General features: G+C 65.0%; 19 protein-coding genes. 10 read left to right on the forward strand and 9 right to left on the reverse strand.

The window, feature by feature from the left end:
• Positions 1 to 418: 418 nt before the first annotated feature.
• The 4 genes from IRT45_RS13015 (at position 419) to IRT45_RS13030 (ending at position 3,615) form a co-directional block, all read left to right on the forward strand.
• Positions 419 to 1,243 carry a class I SAM-dependent methyltransferase gene (locus IRT45_RS13015; RefSeq protein ID WP_309240931.1) on the forward strand — a complete coding sequence of 275 codons (825 nt, stop codon included), beginning with the start codon at positions 419 to 421 and terminating at the stop codon, positions 1,241 to 1,243.
• Positions 1,244 to 1,316: 73 nt separating this feature from the next.
• Positions 1,317 to 1,880: a TetR/AcrR family transcriptional regulator gene (locus IRT45_RS13020; protein ID WP_194806101.1), complete on the forward strand. Its 564-nt coding sequence runs from the start codon at positions 1,317 to 1,319 to the stop codon at positions 1,878 to 1,880.
• A 451-nt stretch (positions 1,881 to 2,331) separates the two neighbouring features.
• Entirely contained in the window at positions 2,332 to 3,012 is a 681-nt protein-coding gene (locus IRT45_RS13025) for a cutinase family protein (protein WP_194806102.1), read from the forward strand.
• A 123-nt stretch (positions 3,013 to 3,135) separates the two neighbouring features.
• The gene (locus tag IRT45_RS13030) at positions 3,136 to 3,615 is read left to right on the forward strand and encodes an SRPBCC family protein (protein ID WP_194806103.1); all 480 of its coding nucleotides are present in this window, start codon (positions 3,136 to 3,138) and stop codon (positions 3,613 to 3,615) included.
• 114 nt (positions 3,616 to 3,729) lie between these two features.
• Here the strand turns inward: IRT45_RS13030 and IRT45_RS13035 are convergent, their stop codons facing one another.
• Together IRT45_RS13035 and IRT45_RS13040 are read right to left on the reverse strand one after the other, a co-directional pair.
• Complete coding sequence (locus IRT45_RS13035; protein WP_309240932.1) at positions 3,730 to 4,521, reverse strand: SAM-dependent methyltransferase; 792 nt, start codon at positions 4,519 to 4,521, stop codon at positions 3,730 to 3,732.
• Positions 4,522 to 4,984: 463 nt separating this feature from the next.
• A complete protein-coding gene (locus IRT45_RS13040; RefSeq protein WP_194806105.1) occupies positions 4,985 to 5,884 on the reverse strand; it encodes an oxidoreductase in 900 nt (299 codons plus the stop codon).
• On the opposite strand from IRT45_RS13040, the gene IRT45_RS13045 reads away from it, so the two are divergent.
• Both IRT45_RS13045 and IRT45_RS13050 read left to right on the forward strand, forming a co-directional pair.
• Entirely contained in the window at positions 5,859 to 6,563 is a 705-nt protein-coding gene (locus tag IRT45_RS13045; protein ID WP_228534264.1) for a TetR/AcrR family transcriptional regulator, read from the forward strand. The genes IRT45_RS13040 and IRT45_RS13045 overlap by 26 nt on opposite strands.
• An 857-nt stretch (positions 6,564 to 7,420) precedes the next feature.
• On the forward strand, positions 7,421 to 8,542 hold the full coding sequence (locus IRT45_RS13050) for an epoxide hydrolase family protein (protein ID WP_194806106.1): 1,122 nt from the start codon (positions 7,421 to 7,423) through the stop codon (positions 8,540 to 8,542).
• A gap of 247 nt (positions 8,543 to 8,789) precedes the next feature.
• On the opposite strand, the gene IRT45_RS13055 is transcribed toward IRT45_RS13050, so the two are convergent.
• Positions 8,790 to 9,536: a glycoside hydrolase family 19 protein gene (locus IRT45_RS13055; RefSeq protein ID WP_194806107.1), complete on the reverse strand. Its 747-nt coding sequence runs from the start codon at positions 9,534 to 9,536 to the stop codon at positions 8,790 to 8,792.
• 892 nt (positions 9,537 to 10,428) lie between these two features.
• Between IRT45_RS13055 and IRT45_RS13060 the strand changes: the two genes are divergently transcribed.
• Positions 10,429 to 10,842, forward strand: a complete 414-nt coding sequence (locus IRT45_RS13060) for a nuclear transport factor 2 family protein (protein WP_194806108.1) — start codon at positions 10,429 to 10,431, stop codon at positions 10,840 to 10,842.
• Here the strand turns inward: IRT45_RS13060 and IRT45_RS13065 are convergent.
• Together IRT45_RS13065 and IRT45_RS13070 are read right to left on the reverse strand one after the other, a co-directional pair.
• Positions 10,837 to 10,977: a hypothetical protein gene (locus IRT45_RS13065; RefSeq protein ID WP_194806109.1), complete on the reverse strand. Its 141-nt coding sequence runs from the start codon at positions 10,975 to 10,977 to the stop codon at positions 10,837 to 10,839. The two genes, IRT45_RS13060 and IRT45_RS13065, sit on opposite strands and share 6 nt — an antisense overlap.
• Positions 10,978 to 11,227: 250 nt before the next feature.
• Complete coding sequence (locus IRT45_RS13070) at positions 11,228 to 12,250, reverse strand: glycoside hydrolase (protein ID WP_228534265.1); 1,023 nt, start codon at positions 12,248 to 12,250, stop codon at positions 11,228 to 11,230.
• Positions 12,251 to 12,784: 534 nt separating this feature from the next.
• Here IRT45_RS13070 and IRT45_RS13075 point away from each other — a divergent pair.
• The gene (locus tag IRT45_RS13075; protein ID WP_194806110.1) at positions 12,785 to 13,534 is read left to right on the forward strand and encodes a nucleotidyltransferase domain-containing protein; all 750 of its coding nucleotides are present in this window, start codon (positions 12,785 to 12,787) and stop codon (positions 13,532 to 13,534) included.
• 222 nt (positions 13,535 to 13,756) lie between these two features.
• On the opposite strand, the gene IRT45_RS13080 is transcribed toward IRT45_RS13075, so the two are convergent.
• Positions 13,757 to 14,107: a VOC family protein gene (locus tag IRT45_RS13080; protein WP_194806111.1), complete on the reverse strand. Its 351-nt coding sequence runs from the start codon at positions 14,105 to 14,107 to the stop codon at positions 13,757 to 13,759.
• Between the two features lie 59 nt (positions 14,108 to 14,166).
• On the opposite strand from IRT45_RS13080, the gene IRT45_RS13085 reads away from it, so the two are divergent.
• Both IRT45_RS13085 and IRT45_RS13090 read left to right on the forward strand, forming a co-directional pair.
• The gene (locus IRT45_RS13085; protein ID WP_309240933.1) at positions 14,167 to 14,745 is read left to right on the forward strand and encodes a TetR family transcriptional regulator; all 579 of its coding nucleotides are present in this window, start codon (positions 14,167 to 14,169) and stop codon (positions 14,743 to 14,745) included.
• A gap of 140 nt (positions 14,746 to 14,885) precedes the next feature.
• A complete protein-coding gene (locus IRT45_RS13090) occupies positions 14,886 to 15,806 on the forward strand; it encodes a class I SAM-dependent methyltransferase (RefSeq protein WP_194806113.1) in 921 nt (306 codons plus the stop codon).
• 34 nt (positions 15,807 to 15,840) lie between these two features.
• On the opposite strand, the gene IRT45_RS13095 is transcribed toward IRT45_RS13090, so the two are convergent.
• From IRT45_RS13095 to IRT45_RS13105, 3 genes are read right to left on the reverse strand one after another with little or no spacing between them, the layout of a single operon-like run.
• The gene (locus IRT45_RS13095) at positions 15,841 to 16,059 is read right to left on the reverse strand and encodes a hypothetical protein (RefSeq protein WP_194806114.1); all 219 of its coding nucleotides are present in this window, start codon (positions 16,057 to 16,059) and stop codon (positions 15,841 to 15,843) included.
• Positions 16,060 to 16,104: 45 nt separating this feature from the next.
• A complete protein-coding gene (locus IRT45_RS13100; protein ID WP_194806115.1) occupies positions 16,105 to 16,398 on the reverse strand; it encodes a hypothetical protein in 294 nt (97 codons plus the stop codon).
• Positions 16,395 to 16,610, reverse strand: a complete 216-nt coding sequence (locus IRT45_RS13105) for a hypothetical protein (RefSeq protein ID WP_194806116.1) — start codon at positions 16,608 to 16,610, stop codon at positions 16,395 to 16,397. The genes IRT45_RS13100 and IRT45_RS13105 overlap by 4 nt, the downstream gene beginning before the upstream one ends.
• Positions 16,611 to 16,644 lie beyond the last annotated feature (34 nt).

Consider the following 16,644-nt stretch of genomic DNA (forward strand, 5'->3'; position numbering starts at 1 on the left):
ACCTGCGAGTATGTGCGAACTCGCGAACGGCGTCGAGCGGTTGTGGTGTCATGTTCTCCTGCGCCGCAAAGCTCGTCGGAAGTCTGCCGAGGTCACGATAAGTAACTTCCCATTCTCCATGATGAGTTGTCGCCGCGGCGTGGAACCCGGTCTGTGGAGGCGAGAGTGATCGTGGCCTACCGAGCAGGCAGTCGTCTGCCACGCTGTCTGGCGCGTCGGGCGAGCGGATCGATGTCGGGCACTCTTCGCGCCGTGGATCATGGACCCGCGGTCGGTGATCTCGATCCTCCGCCGCGGCCGGCGCTTTCGGTCTGCTCGGGTGGATGTCCCGTCGGATCGGGGAATGCCGCCGCCGGCGTCCGGCGGCGGCGAATCGACGCGAAGTCGCCGGCTCGTGTTATCAACTCCGCTATCGTGCGTGACCCTCTCGACTCCGGTGTCTCCGCTGTTGCGACATATTCGACCGGCGGCCGGTGGAAAGAAAGAACAGGTATTTCTCATGTCTCCCGAAGTGCTGACCGATGATCCCTACGCGCTCTCCGCTGAGTTCTATGACGTGATGGCGGCGCCCCATTGGGCAACCAAACGGGAATTTCTCGTCGCAGCTCTCCGGGCGGCAGGTCCGATCGACCTTCCGATCGTGGATATCGGCGCCGGGAGTGGACTGTCGACAATGGCCATAGCGGAAACCGTGGATGATGTCGCCATTCACGCGGTGGAACCGTCGCCGGCAATGCGGGCGGCGCTTGTTTCCAGGATCCTTTCCCATCATAATGCGTTCGAACGTGTCACTGTGCAGGCGGGGCGAGCCGAAAATATCGTCTGGCCGGATCGAATCGGCGCGGTGTCGATGATGGGAGTGGTCGGCTATCTCGATCCGGACGTGCGCCATGAACTCTGGGCGAATATCCGATCTCGCCTTCCTGCGGGTGCGCCGGTGGTTGTCGAGTACATGCCGCTGTCGACGCCGGTGACGGTGCCCGAGTTCACCATCGCGCAGAAGCGCATCGGGCAACATATCGCCGAGGTCAGGATCGCGGGGGAGCCGGCGTCGGACACCGCCGAGCGCTGGACGATGAGATATCTGGTACACGAGGGACAACGCGTCGTACGGGATTTCACAGCCGAGCATGTATGGGAGACGGTGGGGATCGAAACTTTGCGGGAGGAAGCATCGCACCATGGATTGAATTGCGAGGAAGTCAGTCCGATCATCGGTGTGCTGCGCCCGTCGACATCCTGATCGGCAGGCTCTGGATTGAGAAGGCGACAGCTCATGATCTGTCGCGGCGGCCGCATTGCGAAGGATGAGTACGATGTCGGGCGACAATGTGAACAGGCGTGGCAGCATGACTCGTATGTCATTTCGGAATGCTCTGGTCGAATTGACCGAGCAACGCGGCTACGACGCGGTCACCGTCGGGGATATTGCTGAACGGGCCAACGTGACTCGTACAGCCTTCTATCGTCATTACCGCGATAAGCAAGATCTCATCGAGGGTATATTCTCCGACACGCTGGGGATGATTGTTCAGGCCGATGCGTGTTCGGTGGAAGAGCGTGCGCCGCAATTGCGCATGCTCTTCGATCGGGTGGCCGAGAACGAGCGACTGTTTCGCGCATTTCTGGGTCCGGGGGGCAGTGCGTGGTTCGACTGTGAAATCCAGGAACTCGCATCGCCACTGAGTTGCCTTGTGTGCCAGTGCACGTCGTCCACCTACGCCTGGATCAAGAGCGCGGTCGGTGGAATACTGACAAATACGATCGTGTGGTGGCTGGACAACGGGCGCACGATCAGTGCGGACCAGCTTGTTGCGATATACCTTCGGGTGGAGAAGGCCGTCATCGTCCGGATCGCCGCGGTCGACGATCGGTTTTGACGAGATGGTTCAACACGATTCGCCGGTTCCTCCATGCGGCTGTCATTCTGGCGCCCGGATTCGACAGTCTGTCTATGTGGCCCTATGCGGGTCGGCGCGGCAACAGTCCTGTCGGCAACTTCCCGCTGACGACGATTGCCGAATGGTGCAGGCCGAGCGCATTGCCCGAGTGGCATCCGAAGCGATTGAGAGGACCGCGCCGCGCACGTAGAAGTGATTAGGCATTCCATGTCTCATATGGCTTACCGAAAGGTGAGCGGCGCCGATGGGCGATCCTATGCGGCCGACCGTGTGTAGTTTACCTCGAACCAGCAGGCCATCGACGGCGTTCTATCCAGTAGAGACCGCTGCTCGCTGTGGTTCGGTTGGAGTGTGGCAGCAGGATCTGTGATCTGTCCAGATGTGATCACGACGCTGTCCACCTCTGGTATGTTAATGGCGATTCTCTTCTATGGAGGCGTTGTGGTCAGTATGCGCCTCAGCTCGACGAGGAGTGGTGAGAGTGGATAGCGTGCGCACTTGCGCGTCGGTGAGGTTCGCGAAAAGGTTCGGTGGTGCCCTGTTGGCCGCGATCGCCCTCGCTGTCGCGGGGACGGCCGGGCCCGCGCACGCACGATCACCTGAGCGAGAGTGTCCCGGACGCTACGTTGTGACCGTGCCGGGGACCTGGGAGACCTCTGCTGATGAGCCTCGCCGGGGCATGCTCGCCGCCGCCTTGGAGGATTTGCCGGGCGATGTGCGTGTCGATAATGTCGCATTGACCGCCACCGCCTTTCCCTGGGAAGGTGACGTCTATGGCCGCTCCGAGCAGGAGGCTCTCGACAAGGCGCGTGCCATGGTCGCCGATATGGCGCGAATATGCGCATCGACACGCGTCGCCCTGGTCGGTGACAGCCAGGGCGCCGATGCGGCCGGAGATCCGGCGGCCGAGATCGGCACCGGCAGCGGGGTGGTATCGCCGGATCGTATCGCACTCGTGGGGCTGATCTCCGATCCCAGTTTCCTCGCACAGATCGAGGAATTCCTGAACTCCGGTATTCACCAAAGCTATCCGGGCTATGTGGTCGGTCCGCGCGGTGAGACGTCGTTGTCGTGGCCGCGAATGCGGTTGACGGAGGCTGCGGATGAGTAGGTATCGCCGGCCTGTCCGGATGCGGCACTTTCGATCGGAAACTCGAGGCGGAGCCTCGAAAATCAAGCAGCGTTGGTCTGCTGTCCGGTTCCTGGCACCAGGCGCGGATGGTCGGTGATTCCGATGCGCACGGTCGATGTGGAATGCATTATTCGGGCACCGATATCGGATGTGTTCGAATGGCTTACAGACGTCTCCAACCACCGCAGGGTACCTGTCGTACAGGGTGTCCGGCGAATACGCCCGGGTGATGTTGCCGAGCACGGCACCGGGTCGGTCCGGCGAATCGGCTCCCCTCTGCTGCGGTTGACCGAGCAAGTGGTCGACTACGTCCCGCCGTCGTATGTCCGGTATCGAATCACCGATTCGTTTCCCGCCCTGGCCCGTTCGGAGGGGTGCGTGATCTTCGATGCGGTGGCGGAGGGCACCCGGGTGCGCTGGACGACCCGATTCGAGGTCGATACCTCATTCGGCGGCCGACTGCTCACGGCGGTGTGGGAACCGATCTTCAGCGCTGGAATCCAGTCGGTACTGAACACTGCTGCCGCGGAACTGCGGGCGCGGAGTTCTGTGGTGACCGGCCGAGCAGGCGCCGCGCACTGAGCCCGACCCGATGAATCGATGCCCTTGTGCAGAGAACGAACATGGGCCCGCCCGGCCGCGCGGCCGAGACGGCGGCGGCGCGGCTGCGTCGGCTTTCTGCACGGGCCGTCGGGCCTATGACTTGCGCGCCACCCCCGCATAGAACGACACCCGCGCGTCCAAGTTGTCGCCCTCGATGTTCGTCGCTTCGGGTTGCCACCTGTGCGGCACCTCCACACCCGGTGCCACCAGCTCCAAACCGGTGAAGAATGCCGAAAACTCCGCCCGCGACCGGAATTGGGCGGCAATCCCGCCGTCTGCGTAGATCTGCGCGATCCTGGCGAATGTGTCCGGATCGAAATCTCTTGTCGCGTGGCTCAGAACCAGGTAGCTGCCCGAGGGTACCGCATCCATCAAGGCCGCGAGGATCTGCGCCGGCCTCTGACTGTCAGGGATGAAGTGCAGCAACGCAATCAGGCTAACCGCCACCGGCCTGGTCAAATCCAGCGTGCGTCGCAGATCGGGCGCGTCCAAGATCGCCTGCGGTGTCGTGACATCGGCATCGACATAGGCGGTGCGGCCCTCCGTACTACTGGCCAGCAGTGCCCGCGCATGTGCCAGGACCGTGGGATCGTTGTCGACGTACACCACCCGTGACTCGGGTGCATCCGTCTGCGCGACCTGGTGAAGGTTCGGCTCGGTCGGGATTCCGGTCCCGATGTCGAGAAACTGCCGCACGCCCTGTTCGACCAAGAAGCGCGTGGCGCGATGCATGAATCCGCGATTCACCCGAGCGGCGACGCCGACCGACGGGAACACCCTCTCTACCCGTGCAGCGTGTTCGCGGTCGACGTCGTAATTGTCCTTGCCACCGAGGTACCAGTCATACATCCGGGCGGTGTGTGGCTTGCTCGTGTCGATGTCCACAGTCGCCAATTCTGACAGCCTCCTCGGCATTTCACCTCCATTGATCGTGCCCTCGATCCTTGAATCTGCCGTAAACGGCGCAAGGCGGACGCTCGCCGGAAATCGATGCCGCGCCGATGATCATGCTCAGGGCGGCCGTGAGCGCCGAAGCCGATGCCGCGCATGGGATCTCGTCCCCTCCGCTCACCACCGGTTCTGCCCTGAAGCGTGCACTGATTCAACGCTTTTCGACGGTAGACCGGGCGGCGCCCGCCCTGATTCCGGGCGTTCGCTGATCAGCACGGCGACGGACGCGATCCGACCGTCTTCCCGGGATGCACGCTAGCCTGGCCACTATGCCCGTCGGCGCCGACTCGTTCGCCTCCGGGCTGTTCATTCGCTTCGACCTGACCGCTCTGTGTGCGAGCTACGTTGCGCGACGTCGGGTTCTATCGCCGTCGAGTCGATACGGCTGTGCTGAGACTCAGGCGGATCGGAGCGAGTGCTGCGGAAAGGTGACGCCCGTCAGTTCTTCGGAGACCTCCCACAGGCGGCGGGCCACGTCGACATCCTTCGATCGATGTGATCGGCCGACCAGTTTCGGCGCGCCGCGCCCCTGCAGTAGCCCGCCGGGGCCTGCGTAGCCATTGCCGGGCATCTCGGTGGTTGCTGCATAGAGTGTCGGCAGCGCGCCGTCGTCGTCGCTTTGTGCGGCAAGGGCGGTGGCCATCCTCATGACCAGATGTCGCGCGCGGCCGTGTCCGTCGGGCTTCAGCAGGTTCGTCGCCGCCATTCCGGGGTGAGCGGCCGTCGCAAGCACCGGCGAGCCGGCTTCGGCGAGGCGACGCTGAAGTTCCGCGGTGAACAACAGGTTGGCGAGCTTGGATTGTGCGTATGCGGCCATCGGCCGATATGGTCTGCGCTCCCAATTCAGGTCGTCGAAGTCGATCGAGCCGATCTTGTGGCCATTGGACGACACGGTCACCACCCGGTTGCGGATCTGCGGCAGAAGCAGATTCGTGAGCGCGAAATGCCCGAGGTGGTTCGTCCCGAACTGCAGTTCGAAACCATCCACCGTGCGGGTGAGCGGCGGAATCATGACGCCCGCATTGTTGATCAGAATGTCGACAGGCTCGGAGAAGCCGTCGGCGAACGTACGGATCGACGACAGGTCGGCGAGGTCGAGTTCGCCGACCTCGACCTCGCCGGGCATCGCCGCCGCGGCTGCGCGGCCCTTGTCGAGGTTGCGTACGGCGAGCACGACGTGCGCGCCCTTCGCGGCAAGAGCACTCGCTGACGTGCGGCCGATCCCGCTGTTCGCGCCGGTGACGACGACGGTGCAACCGGTCATGGAAGGAATGTCCGAGGCGGAGAAGTTCATCATCGCTCCAATGTATCCACCTGCCTACAATGTTGTCCAGTGGAAACATTGCTATCGTTGGTTCGTGCCAGACCCTCACGACCCCCGGCCCTACCACCACGGAAACCTGCGGGGAGCGCTACTTGCCGCGGCCGAGCGTGCCCTGCGCGAGCGTGGGCAGGATCAGTTGTCGTTACGCGACCTGGCCAAGGAGATCGGCGTCAGCCACACCGCGCCACGCCGGCACTTCCCGAACCTGCAGGTCCTGCTCGATGAACTCGCCGAAGCGGGTTTCGCCAGGCTGGAGACGGCGTTGCGGGAGGCATTGACAAGCGCCGACGACGAATTCGGCGCCCGCGTGCGCGCAACCACGACGGCTTATACGCGTTTCGCGACCGACAACGCCGCGCTCCTCGAGCTGATGTACACCAGCAAACACCGCCCCGACGCGGCTCGGATCGCCAAGGCCGCCGAAGGCCCATTCGGCCTGATGAACGACCTCATCATCGAGGGGCAGCAACGAGGCAGGCTCCGAGGCGGAGATCCCGAGCGTATCGGCATCGTCCTGTTCGCGACCCTGCAGGGCATCGCGTCGATCATCAACGGCAACATCGTCAAGCCGGCACTACTCGACGGGCTCGTGGAAACCGCGGTCGAACAATTTCTCCGCGGGGCGAGTCCTGCCGAAACCACCGCGCAGTGAGTATCCCCGGGAGCCTGTGAAGAACACCGGGCTATCTCTGGCTGGTGCCCATATGCCGCTCGTAGCGTCGCCGGCAGTCCTGGATCTCGTCTGGTGGACGACGTGGAGGCGGGCGAACGATTCTCGTCGTGATTCGCCGAGTGGAGTCAGGGATTCCGGGGCGGGAGTCAGGTTTCGGCGGTCAGGATTTCGTTGAGGAAGCGCTGTGCTCATGTCGTGGGCTGGTGATCGGTCGTCCGGCTGGTCGATATCTACTCCCCGGCATTCCCGATGCCCGTTTGCAGGCGTTGCACGCGGGGTTCTCGGTGCCCGGCGCAGGCGCGCTGCTGGGCGGTGAATTCGCCGCGACCCGTAGCGGTGGTCGCACCGACTCTCGCGGTACTACGACGAGACTCTCAGATGGCTCGAGCTGGAGCGACACCCAGCGTGCGGGTCGCCGACAGCGCGGCCGGCTGCTGTCGGATCCCGACTGCGCGCGGTGGTGCAGAACAGATCAGCGTCTGGCTGCGCCGCGAATATTCCGACCGCCGCTTGTGGCATGTGAGCCACGAGGCGATCGACAACGCCGAAAAGTCTAGTCTGTCAAGAACTTTGACCAAACGACTGCGCATTGGCGGTTCGCTGGGGCGGCGCAGGCGCCGTGCTGATCGATGGGGGCGAGCAGTGACGATGCGGTGATGCGTGTGGTCATCGGGCCCCTCCCTGACTGATGAGCGCTGGTGTCTCCCCGACGTGGGCAATGGTCGGCGGATACGTGGCACCGGGTCCGAGGTTTGCTGCACCTGGGCTACCGCTATGAAGTGGTACCGCGTTGGATATATCTGATGTGATAAGTCTTGCCGAGTAAGGGAGGCCCGGTGGCCGCGGAGCCGTTCGAAGTCAGCATCACCGAAGCCGAGATCGCGGATCTGCGTGAACGATTGCGACGGACACGGTGGCCCGAGCCCGAGCCGGTGGACGACTGGTCGCAGGGTTTGCCGCTGGCTTATGCGCGGGAACTGTGCCGCAGCTGGGCCGAGGACTACGACTTCGGGTTCGCCGAGCGGCTGAACGTCTTTCCGCAATATCGCGACACGATCGACGGGCTGGGCATCCACTTCCTGCACGTCCGCTCGCCCGAGCCGGATGCGTTCCCGCTGGTGCTCACGCACGGGTGGCCGGGTTCGGTACTCGAGTTCCTGAAAGTCCTGGGGCCGCTGACCGACCCGCGAGCGCACGGTGGCGACCCGGCGGACGCGTTCCACGTCGTCGCGCCGTCGCTGCCCGGGTACGGCTGGAGTGACAAGCCGTCGACGACGGGGTGGGGCGTCACTCGCATCGCGCGCGCCTGGGACACGGTGATGGTTTCGCTGGGTTACGAGCGGTACGGCGCGCAGGGTGGCGACTGGGGTTCGGCGGTGTCCGGCGCGCTGGGCGAGGTGGCGCCCGGGCGGGTCGCCGGCGTGCACCTGAACATGGGGTCCGTGGCGGCGGGCACGTTCGATGACCCGACGCCCGCGGAGCTGGCGAACCTCCAGGCCGCCAAGGAGTTCCAGCGCACCGGTAGGGGGTACTCGGCGATCCAGGCGACCCGGCCGCAGACGCTCGGCTACGGCCTCACCGACTCGCCGGCGGGCCAGGCCACGTGGATCGCCGAGAAGTTCTGGGCCTGGACGGACAACAACGGTCATCCCGAGGACGCGTTGTCGCGGCAGCAGATCCTCGATGAGATCTCCGTCTACTGGTTCACCGCGTCGGCCACGTCGTCGGCGCGCCTGTATTGGGAGAGCTTCGCCTCCTTCCGCGACAAGGTCACCGCGCCGTCCGGGTTGTCGATCTACCCGCGCGACATAACTCGCCCGTCGCGGCGCGAGGCCGAGCAGCGGTTCACCGACCTGCGCTGGTTCGAGGAACTGCCGCGAGGCGGCCACTTCGCCGCGCTGGAGCAGCCGGAGTCGCTGGTCGAGCAGGTGCGCGGGTTCTTCCGCCTCGTCCGCTGACGGTCCGTCCCCCCTCGCCACCGCCGGCCCAGCCCGCCAGCATCTCAGCAGTGCCCCTCGATGCGGCGTTTGCCGAAGGAACGCTGGATCGGTCGGTTCGACTTGCTAGGCATATCCGCCTGATCGGACCTGTTGATCGTCTTCAACCGCGATCGCACGAACCGCTCTGAGTCGTCTGCGAATGGCCGGTACCCCTACCGGCCATGTGGTGAACGGGACATTCCGAGCAGCGGCGAGCCTGCGCGGCTTACGGGCATTTCAGGATCTGGCATGCCTGGATGAAGTGATCACGCCGGACGTCTCTCCCATGGGAACCGCCGTTGATGATCTGCGAGACGGGATCGATACTCGCGGGGTCCTGGGGGTGCGCGTTGTCGGCGACGGCGTTGAGATTGTGGGTGTTCCAGTACCACGCGGCCGTGGCGAACGCGTACTTCGGATCCGCCACCAGCTCGGGGTGATTGACGAAGTCGACACCGAGCGCCTGGCTTGCGCGTTCATAGTTGTTTCGTCCGGTGAGTTGGAGGCCACCGCGCCCCTTGTACTTGGGGCCGTCGCCGGGTTGGGTGTTGCCGAGATCTGCCCGTCCGTTGTAGTCGCTGCCGTCGCTGTACTCGGTCAACGTCGCGAAACCGGCGGTCTCCTGTCCGACCTGCGCGAGGAAAGCGGCGGCACGCTGCGGTGTGTCGATACCGGCCGACTGCATCGCGCTGTTGATCTGCGGTAGCCAGTTGGTGACATTCGCCTGATCGGCGCCGGGCAGCGCCGCCGGGGCCGCGATGGGCTGAGGAGCCGGGGGCGCGACGGGCTGAGGGGCCGGGGCGGGTGCCTGACCTGCTCCGGGCGCGCCGGTCGCGGTGATGGTAGTCGCGAGCGCCTTCATATCGATCGCCTGTGGGGGAGACGACTGGCCACCGCCGGCCGTGGCGATGATGGTCGCTGCCGCGGTGGCGGCCAGCGACACGGCACCGGCGGTGCGGACGATCGAGGTCATTGATCTGCGACGTGTGGATGTTGCGGACATGCGATCTGATTCCTGTTCTCGACTGTTCGGGCACACAGCGGGCAGCGAGCAGCCGGGCGGGATCGAATGAACTCGCCTCTGCACGGAGTGCTGTGGGGGATGACCTGACCCGGAATGGCGAACTGTCGCGATGCTGCGGGCGCTGCCCTGTGCCGCGCCTCGACCGGAGTCGGGCGCGCGTCCTACCGCGATCAGTCCGCCGACCGGTTTGTCACGCCGAAGGCGCGGCCGAATTTGGCGACGGTTTCAATTGGGAGACGCGAATTACGATTCGCAAGCACATTCGGACCAGGTTGCCGAACATATCTCTATACGATAACGCTCCGGCATCACCGCGGCAACGACGGCACGCTGGAAGCGGGGCCGCACCGGGGTGGGCTACCCCTTTTTCATGCGCCTGACCAGCAAATATTCCCTAAACTATGGCGCCGCTCACAGTTTGTGATTCTGTATTCCAGATCACGTTAGTATCAAGAAGGCCGTTACGTGTTCGAGTCTCGCCCCGCCGGGCGGGGCTGTATTTCGCCGGCCTGGTCGACTGTGTCTGCAGGCTAATCGCGACCGGAACTCGTGCCCTCGGATTCATCGCCGGCGCCGACGTCTACCTCTACGCGGCGACATCGATGATGGCCGGTGTCGGCATCATCGCATCGGCACAGTCGCTGTTGTCGCACCCGATGGACGCTCGCCGCCGCGGCGGTTGCGGCCGTCGGGGGCGGCAGCAGCCGGCTGCGCGAACGCGGTCTCAGGAAACAAGCGGCCGCAGCTGTCGGTGGGTGGGCCGCAGTCGACAACGCGTTGGCCCCGCATACCGTCCTGCGTGGTTATAGCCGGTGTGGGCCCGAGCTGATGCACTACGCGATTGGTCCGGAGAACGTGGCGCCGCACCGGCTCGGGCGATCACGAGGCCGCCGTGGCGATGGCGGCGCCGGACCTGCGCTTCCGCTTCCTCGGCGATACCCCGCTCGGTGCCGACCTGCGCGGACCGGAGGCGTTTCGCGATTGGTTCGCTCGCTTCGATCGACTGCTGCCGGGACTGCGCCTGGAATTGGTGGATGTGGTCTCCAGCGGCCCGCCTTGGAGAACGAAGGTCGCGGTCCAGCTGCGGGTGAGTGGGACCCTGGCCGATGGCAGCGGTTACCGCAACACCGCGATGCAGTGGCTCACGCTGCGCTGGGGCAGGCTGGTGGAGGATCTGGTTCTGGAGGACACCCTGACCCTGCATCGCGCCCTCGCCCGGCAGCAGGCGGACGGGGCGATCGCCCGATCGCTATAAGGTCAGCACCACGCGATAGACGATCTCCATGCCGCCACGGGCCAACGGGCGCGAACTCTCGAATTCGAGATCCGTCCGCGCATCCAGCGAATCCGTCAGGCGCACACCGCCGCCGACGAAGAACGGCAGAACCACGGGCTCGAGTTTGTCGAGAACTCCGAGCGCGCGGTAAGTCTCGATCGTGGCCGGCCCGCGGTGAACAGCACCGACCGTGAGAGCCAGGATTACCCCGAACCCCGAATTTCGTTGCACCCCCGCGCTTTTCGCGAGATTGGCCTGGCCTGGCCTGCGGGCCGGCCGCCGGCGGTCCGCGCGTTCGGTGACTATGCCGAGAGGGGGGCCGTGGGTGCCTGGTCGGTGCGGGCAGGCCGCGGCCGGATCGTCCTCACCGCGTGGCGGGCTTCGGGCCCGGTTGCGGGCCGGTGTTCAGCTGTTCGGGTAACACGGTGAAGTGGCGGACGAAACCGGACAGCACGGGCAGGTCCTTCGGTGCGGTCCACTCGCCGAGCAGGTCGCCGGTGACGGTGTCGCTGTAGAGATAGTGACCGTGGGTGGGTTCGTCGAGGTCGTAGGCGTCCAGGTAGATCCGCCATCGGCCGTCGGGGAGCGGGATCACGCACTGTCCCTCGCGCGGTTGTCCCGGGCCCGGTCCGCCCCAGCGCGCCCAGTTCCCGGTTCGCGCGAACGTGTACGGGCCGACCAGGCGGTCGGCCACCGCGACCTCGACGTTCTTGGTCGATTCGTTCTTGACGAACGCGTAGTAGCGTCCCTGCGACAACGTGACCGTAGTGTCGATGTAGCCGAGGTCGCCCGGTGCGGGAACGACGCCTGCCAGCGGTATGGGCGTGGTCCAATGCAGCCGGCTCAGCGATGAGGTGGTCGCGGTCATGACGCAGGGCCGGAAGACCGTGCCGTCGTTGATGTTCACCAGGACGCTGACCGTGCCGTCACGGTCGACGAACCATTCCGGCGCCCAGGTATGGGTGACACCGTCGAACGGAATCGTGTACTCGTACAGGAACTCCCAGTGGATCCGGTCGCGGCTGCGAGCGAACCCGATGGTGTCGCCGTCCCATGCGGTCGTGTACGTCACGTAGTACGCGCCGTCGATGTGACGAAAGATGCTGGGGTCGCGGCACAGGCCCTTCTTGGTCGTGGCCGCAGCCGGCGGGGTGTCGCCGGGGTCGGCGTCCGGTGGACGGTAGGCGTCGGCCTGAACGAGCCGGAAATTCGTTGCGTCGGTGGATTCGTAGACCCACATATCGGTCTGGCTGGCGTTGGTGAACGCCGTCATCGTGTATCGGATCGGCGGGGCAGCGGCCACTGCGCGTCGGGATGCCACACCGCTCAACGGTACGCTCGCTGCCAGGGCCAGCATCGCTCTGCGCGACAGCCCGATCGACGTCATATGCGGATTATCCAGCCCGTGAACGCTGAATGATTGCTGACACACCGCGCGTGGTGAGTAGGTCGATATGCTGCTGTTGTGGTGGCAGCACAGGCGCCCACACCGGCCGTCCCGGGCGGCCGCCGGATTCTGCTGCGTGGGCCGTGGAGATGACGTGGCATGTGCGCCCTCAACGGCCGAGAGGCTACCGCGTCGTTTCCCGAGCTGACCGCCGCGCTGGCCGATACCGCCGCCGATCGCCGGTTCGTCATCGACGGAGAGGTTATCGCCCCGGAGATGCCGACCGGGATCCTTATCTTGAGTTGTCAAGTGTCGTGCCCGGTAGGTGGCTGAAGCTTGAGCGAGGCATGTGAGGCATATTCGCGTGCTCAGCGAACCTCGGCATACGGTCGATTTGTAGGGCCGCTCGCACGGCAGCGACCGTTAAGGCGGCGGGGTACGGTCGACCCATGATGTGACGACGAATTGCCCACTCTGGCACCGCTTGAGCCGACGCTGCGGTGCCGTTCCGTCGACCGTCCGCCATGGAGATTCATGACCGACGAACAATTCTGCGATCTTGTCGCTACACGTTTGGCTGCCCTGCACGCGGTGCAAGCAGTCACACTCGGCGGCTCTCGCGCCACCGGCACCCACACCCCGAAAAGCGACTGGGATTTCGCTATCTACTATCGCGGCCATTTCTCACCTGGCCGTTTGCGTGAGATCGGTTGGCCAGGAACGGTTTCCGAGGTCGGAGAATGGGGCGGCGGTGTGTTCAACGGCGGTGCTTGGCTCACCATCGACGGCCGAGCCGCCGACATCCACTACCGCGACCTCGACGTCGTCGAACACGAAATCGTCGAATCACGCCAAGGCCGGTTCCATTGGGAGCCACTGATGTTCCACCTGGCAGGGATCCCCAGCTACCTATTGGTCGCAGAATTGGCCCTCAATCGCGTTCTGCGCGGACAGCTGCCCCGACCGCAGTATCCGCAGGCTCTTCGCACAGCCGCCCCACCGATCTGGCGCGACAAGGCGGAACAGACACTGCGGTACGCCCGCAAAACCTACCCCGCACGGAGCCAGATCACCGAAGTCGCGGGTGCGCTCGCCACCGCGGCCATGCAGACCGCGCACGCCGTGCTGGCCGCGCGCGGCGAATGGGTCACCAACGAGAAGCGGCTCCTGCATCGAGCGGGACTACGTGAGTTCGACGAGATCATCGCCGGACTTCGCCCGGAACCGGCGACTCTGGACCGGGCCCTCGCCTACGCGCAAAACCTGCTGCTCTCGTCTGAATAGCGCAGATTCAACACACGGCGAGTCTTCGAGCTCGAGGGGAACGTGAGCCCGGCCCGCAGCGAGAACGTCAACTTTTTCGCGCGATCGAGGTCGACATCGACGCCGAACTCGCGTCAGTTGGGCCCCACTAGATTCCGGCCGCTGCACGGCCGCGACACTCTGTTCTGACCGTAGTGTTGCGAGGACGTATCCCCGGCTCGTGACAGAGAACGCGCAGGACCGCTACTGGCTCGCAGCCTGCCACAGCGCCAACGTCGCACCACCGGGCTCGTCGATCACCACCACCGACCCCGGCGGCAGGTCGATGCGGGGCTTGACGATTCGTGCGCCGAGCGCGAGAGCCTGCTCGGCTGCAGCATCCACATCGGCGACCGGCACGTACGGAATCCATTGCGGGCGACGTGAGTCGTCGGCCGCGAGTGGGGTGAATCCACCCCAGAGGCCGTCGCTCATGCCGAACATCGGGCCTGCGGGCGATTCGGTGATCGGCCACCCGAACAGCTCGGAGTAGAAGCGACGCGACGCGTCGAGGTCGGTGGTCCGGACATCATGGAAAACGAAAACTTGGGACATGCGTCCTAACTTTAGGTCGAGTGTCCCAACTTTGGCAACGGGTGGGTAGATTGGGGCTCGTGACAACGACGAGACCGGTCATCGAGGCCAACCGGCGCGGCAAGCGCGAGCAGATCGTCGACGCTGCCAAACAAGTTCTCGCACGCGATGGTCTGGCCGCGTGTACAGCGCGCACGGTCGCGGAGGCGAGCCCGCTGAGCAAGAGCGCCGTGCACTACTACTTCGACGACATCCACCAGCTCGTCGATCAAGCCATGCGTGAACACGTCGCCGCGATGGTGGCGGCGCTGCGCCGCGCCGCCGACGCCGAAACCGATGCGGCCGAGAAGGTCTGGGCAGTGGTCGACGCCTACCTGCGGATGTTCGCCGAGCAGCCCAATGCGGCGTTCTTATGGTTCGAGTACTGGATCGACACCGGCCGCCGGCACTCCTCCGGAGCCGTCGGCGCAACTCTCAGCGATATGCACACGCTGCTGAGTGAGGTCATCGCCGAACTCCCCGTCGAAGATTCCGCCGCGACCGCCCGCACGGTGCTGTCCTGGCTGCTGGGCACCGTCGTACAACAGCAAGTGCAGCCGAACACACCGACCTCCATACGCCAAGAACTGGACGCGATCCTTCGAAGCGCCACAACGTAATTCAACCCGCGACGAATCGACGGCCCGAGCTTCAGCATGGCACCCCACCCACAATTCGGAGGTTGCCGCCCGCGAGGCAGGAGAGGCCGGCTTGAACCTTGACGAATACGCACCGAGTCCGGAGAAAGATGGGGCAGGAAATGACCTCGACCAGGTATGACGGAGACAGCTGGGACGTGGCATCCAGCGTCGGCTCGACCGCCACCATGGCTGCGGTGGCCCGGGCGATCGCGACCCGTGCCGACCCAGCGCTCATCGACGACCCGTTCGCTGAACCGCTCGTCCGGGCGGTCGGCATCGACCTGCTCACCGGACTGGCGACCGGCGAAGCGCCCCCCGACGAACTGGTCGAACAGGTATGGATCGACCTGGCCAAAGTGCGAACCAAGTTCTACGACGAGTTCTTTCGCGACGCGACAAACGCGGGCCTCACGCAGGTCGTGATCCTGGCCTCGGGGCTGGATTCGCGCGCATACCGATTGGCGTGGCCGACCGGGACCGTGGTGTACGAGGTCGACCAGCCGCAGGTCATCGCATTCAAAACTCGCACGCTGGACGACTTGGGTGCCGTGCCCACCGCCGACCGCCGAGTTGTCGCTGTCGACCTCCGCGACGATTGGCCCACCAGACTCTGCGCCGTCGGATTCGACCCGAGTCGCCCGACCGCGTGGAGCGCCGAAGGACTGCTGGGCTACCTGCCACCCGAGGCGCAGGACCGCCTGCTGGACACCATCACAGAACTCAGCGCGCCCCGAAGCCGGATCGCCACCGAGAACAGGCCCAATCCACGGCCGGGCCAGGAGGACACGACGAAGGAACGTCTGCATCGCATTTCCGAACGCTTCCGCACAGACGATTTCGCTCCCGACATGGCGAGGGTCCGGTATTTCGGCGACCGCAACGAAGCGGCCCCCTACCTGGCCGACCGCGGCTGGACGCTGAATGGCATCAGCGTCCGAGACCTGCTGGCCGCCAACAACCTTTCGCCTCTGCAAGACGACGACATGCGGATGGGCGACATGGTCTATGTCAGCGGCACCCTCGACAAGACCAGAAACTAGCCTCCTCGAGGTTCGCAGGGACATCTGCTGGTATTCAGTTGCGGGTGCGGATCATTCGCCGCAGGCTCGTCCGCGCGGCCAAAAGGTCGTCGCTGGTCGCGGTGAGTGTTGTCGACAGGGCGGCATACTCGGTTCGTAGTTGTTCCAGTTCGGCCCGCAGTGTGCTGTTCTCAAGCCCGAGGTCTTTCGCCTGTTGCAGCAGGGCGACGGGATCGGGGGCTTCGAGTTGCCGGCCCAGCTGGCGGCGGATCATTGTTTTGGTGGCATCGAGTTCTGTGCGCAGCCGCGATATTTCGGCTCACGCCAGTTCAAGGTCGGTGCGAAGGCTCGCCACGCCGACGCTGTCGACACGGCCGGAGGTGGCCAGCGATGTGTGAGTCTGCTGGCGGCGGGCTTTTTCCAGGTGCTCGCGGATGCCGGGCGCGTAGACGAGCCAGGTCGACACCTTCGCTGCGTGCGCGACCGAGGCCGCGGTGATGGTGTCGCCGCGCTCGAGCATCTGCTCGAGGGTGGCCAGCACGCGGGCTCGTTTCTCCCGGCTGTCGCGGCGGCGCGCTTCGCGTAACACCTCGGCTGGTGTGCGGGCGTTCATGAATCGGCCTCGTGTCCCTGAGTGACGGACAGTGGCAACAGTTTTCGTCCTTCGGCGGCGCGAGCTCGGCGCAGTATCCGGCTGGCGTCCTCGATGTGCTCGCGCTCCTGGTCGGGCAGGGCGGCGAGTTGGTCGTTGATGATCGAAGCGATGCCGCTGAATGCGTCGATCTGGTCGGTCAGGTTGCGGATCACGAAGTCGTCGGCCTCCATTGCCGAGGCGATCTCGCGGTCGGCTTTGAGTGAT

Origin of the sequence: Nocardia sp. BSTN01 (assembly GCF_015354405.1) — a bacterium.
Classification (GTDB): domain Bacteria; phylum Actinomycetota; class Actinomycetes; order Mycobacteriales; family Mycobacteriaceae; genus Nocardia.

Excerpts from the sequence above, each read along its gene's own strand:
- IRT45_RS13020 (WP_194806101.1), top strand. The coding sequence starts at position 1,317 with ATGTCGGGCGACAATGTGAACAGGCGTGGCAGCATGACTCGTATGTCA.
- IRT45_RS13025 (WP_194806102.1), top strand. The coding sequence starts at position 2,332 with ATGGAGGCGTTGTGGTCAGTATGCGCCTCAGCTCGACGAGGAGTGGTG.
- IRT45_RS13030 (WP_194806103.1), top strand. The coding sequence starts at position 3,136 with ATGCGCACGGTCGATGTGGAATGCATTATTCGGGCACCGATATCGGAT.
- IRT45_RS13045 (WP_228534264.1), top strand. The coding sequence starts at position 5,859 with ATGTCCGAGGCGGAGAAGTTCATCATCGCTCCAATGTATCCACCTGCC.
- IRT45_RS13040 (WP_194806105.1), bottom strand. The coding sequence starts at position 5,884 with ATGATGAACTTCTCCGCCTCGGACATTCCTTCCATGACCGGTTGCACC.
- IRT45_RS13055 (WP_194806107.1), bottom strand. The coding sequence starts at position 9,536 with ATGACCTCGATCGTCCGCACCGCCGGTGCCGTGTCGCTGGCCGCCACC.
- IRT45_RS13070 (WP_228534265.1), bottom strand. The coding sequence starts at position 12,250 with ATGACGTCGATCGGGCTGTCGCGCAGAGCGATGCTGGCCCTGGCAGCG.
- IRT45_RS13075 (WP_194806110.1), top strand. The coding sequence starts at position 12,785 with ATGACCGACGAACAATTCTGCGATCTTGTCGCTACACGTTTGGCTGCC.
- IRT45_RS13080 (WP_194806111.1), bottom strand. The coding sequence starts at position 14,107 with ATGTCCCAAGTTTTCGTTTTCCATGATGTCCGGACCACCGACCTCGAC.
- IRT45_RS13090 (WP_194806113.1), top strand. The coding sequence starts at position 14,886 with ATGACCTCGACCAGGTATGACGGAGACAGCTGGGACGTGGCATCCAGC.
- IRT45_RS13095 (WP_194806114.1), bottom strand. The coding sequence starts at position 16,059 with ATGATCCGCCGCCAGCTGGGCCGGCAACTCGAAGCCCCCGATCCCGTC.
- IRT45_RS13100 (WP_194806115.1), bottom strand. The coding sequence starts at position 16,398 with ATGAACGCCCGCACACCAGCCGAGGTGTTACGCGAAGCGCGCCGCCGC.
- IRT45_RS13105 (WP_194806116.1), bottom strand. The coding sequence starts at position 16,610 with ATGGAGGCCGACGACTTCGTGATCCGCAACCTGACCGACCAGATCGAC.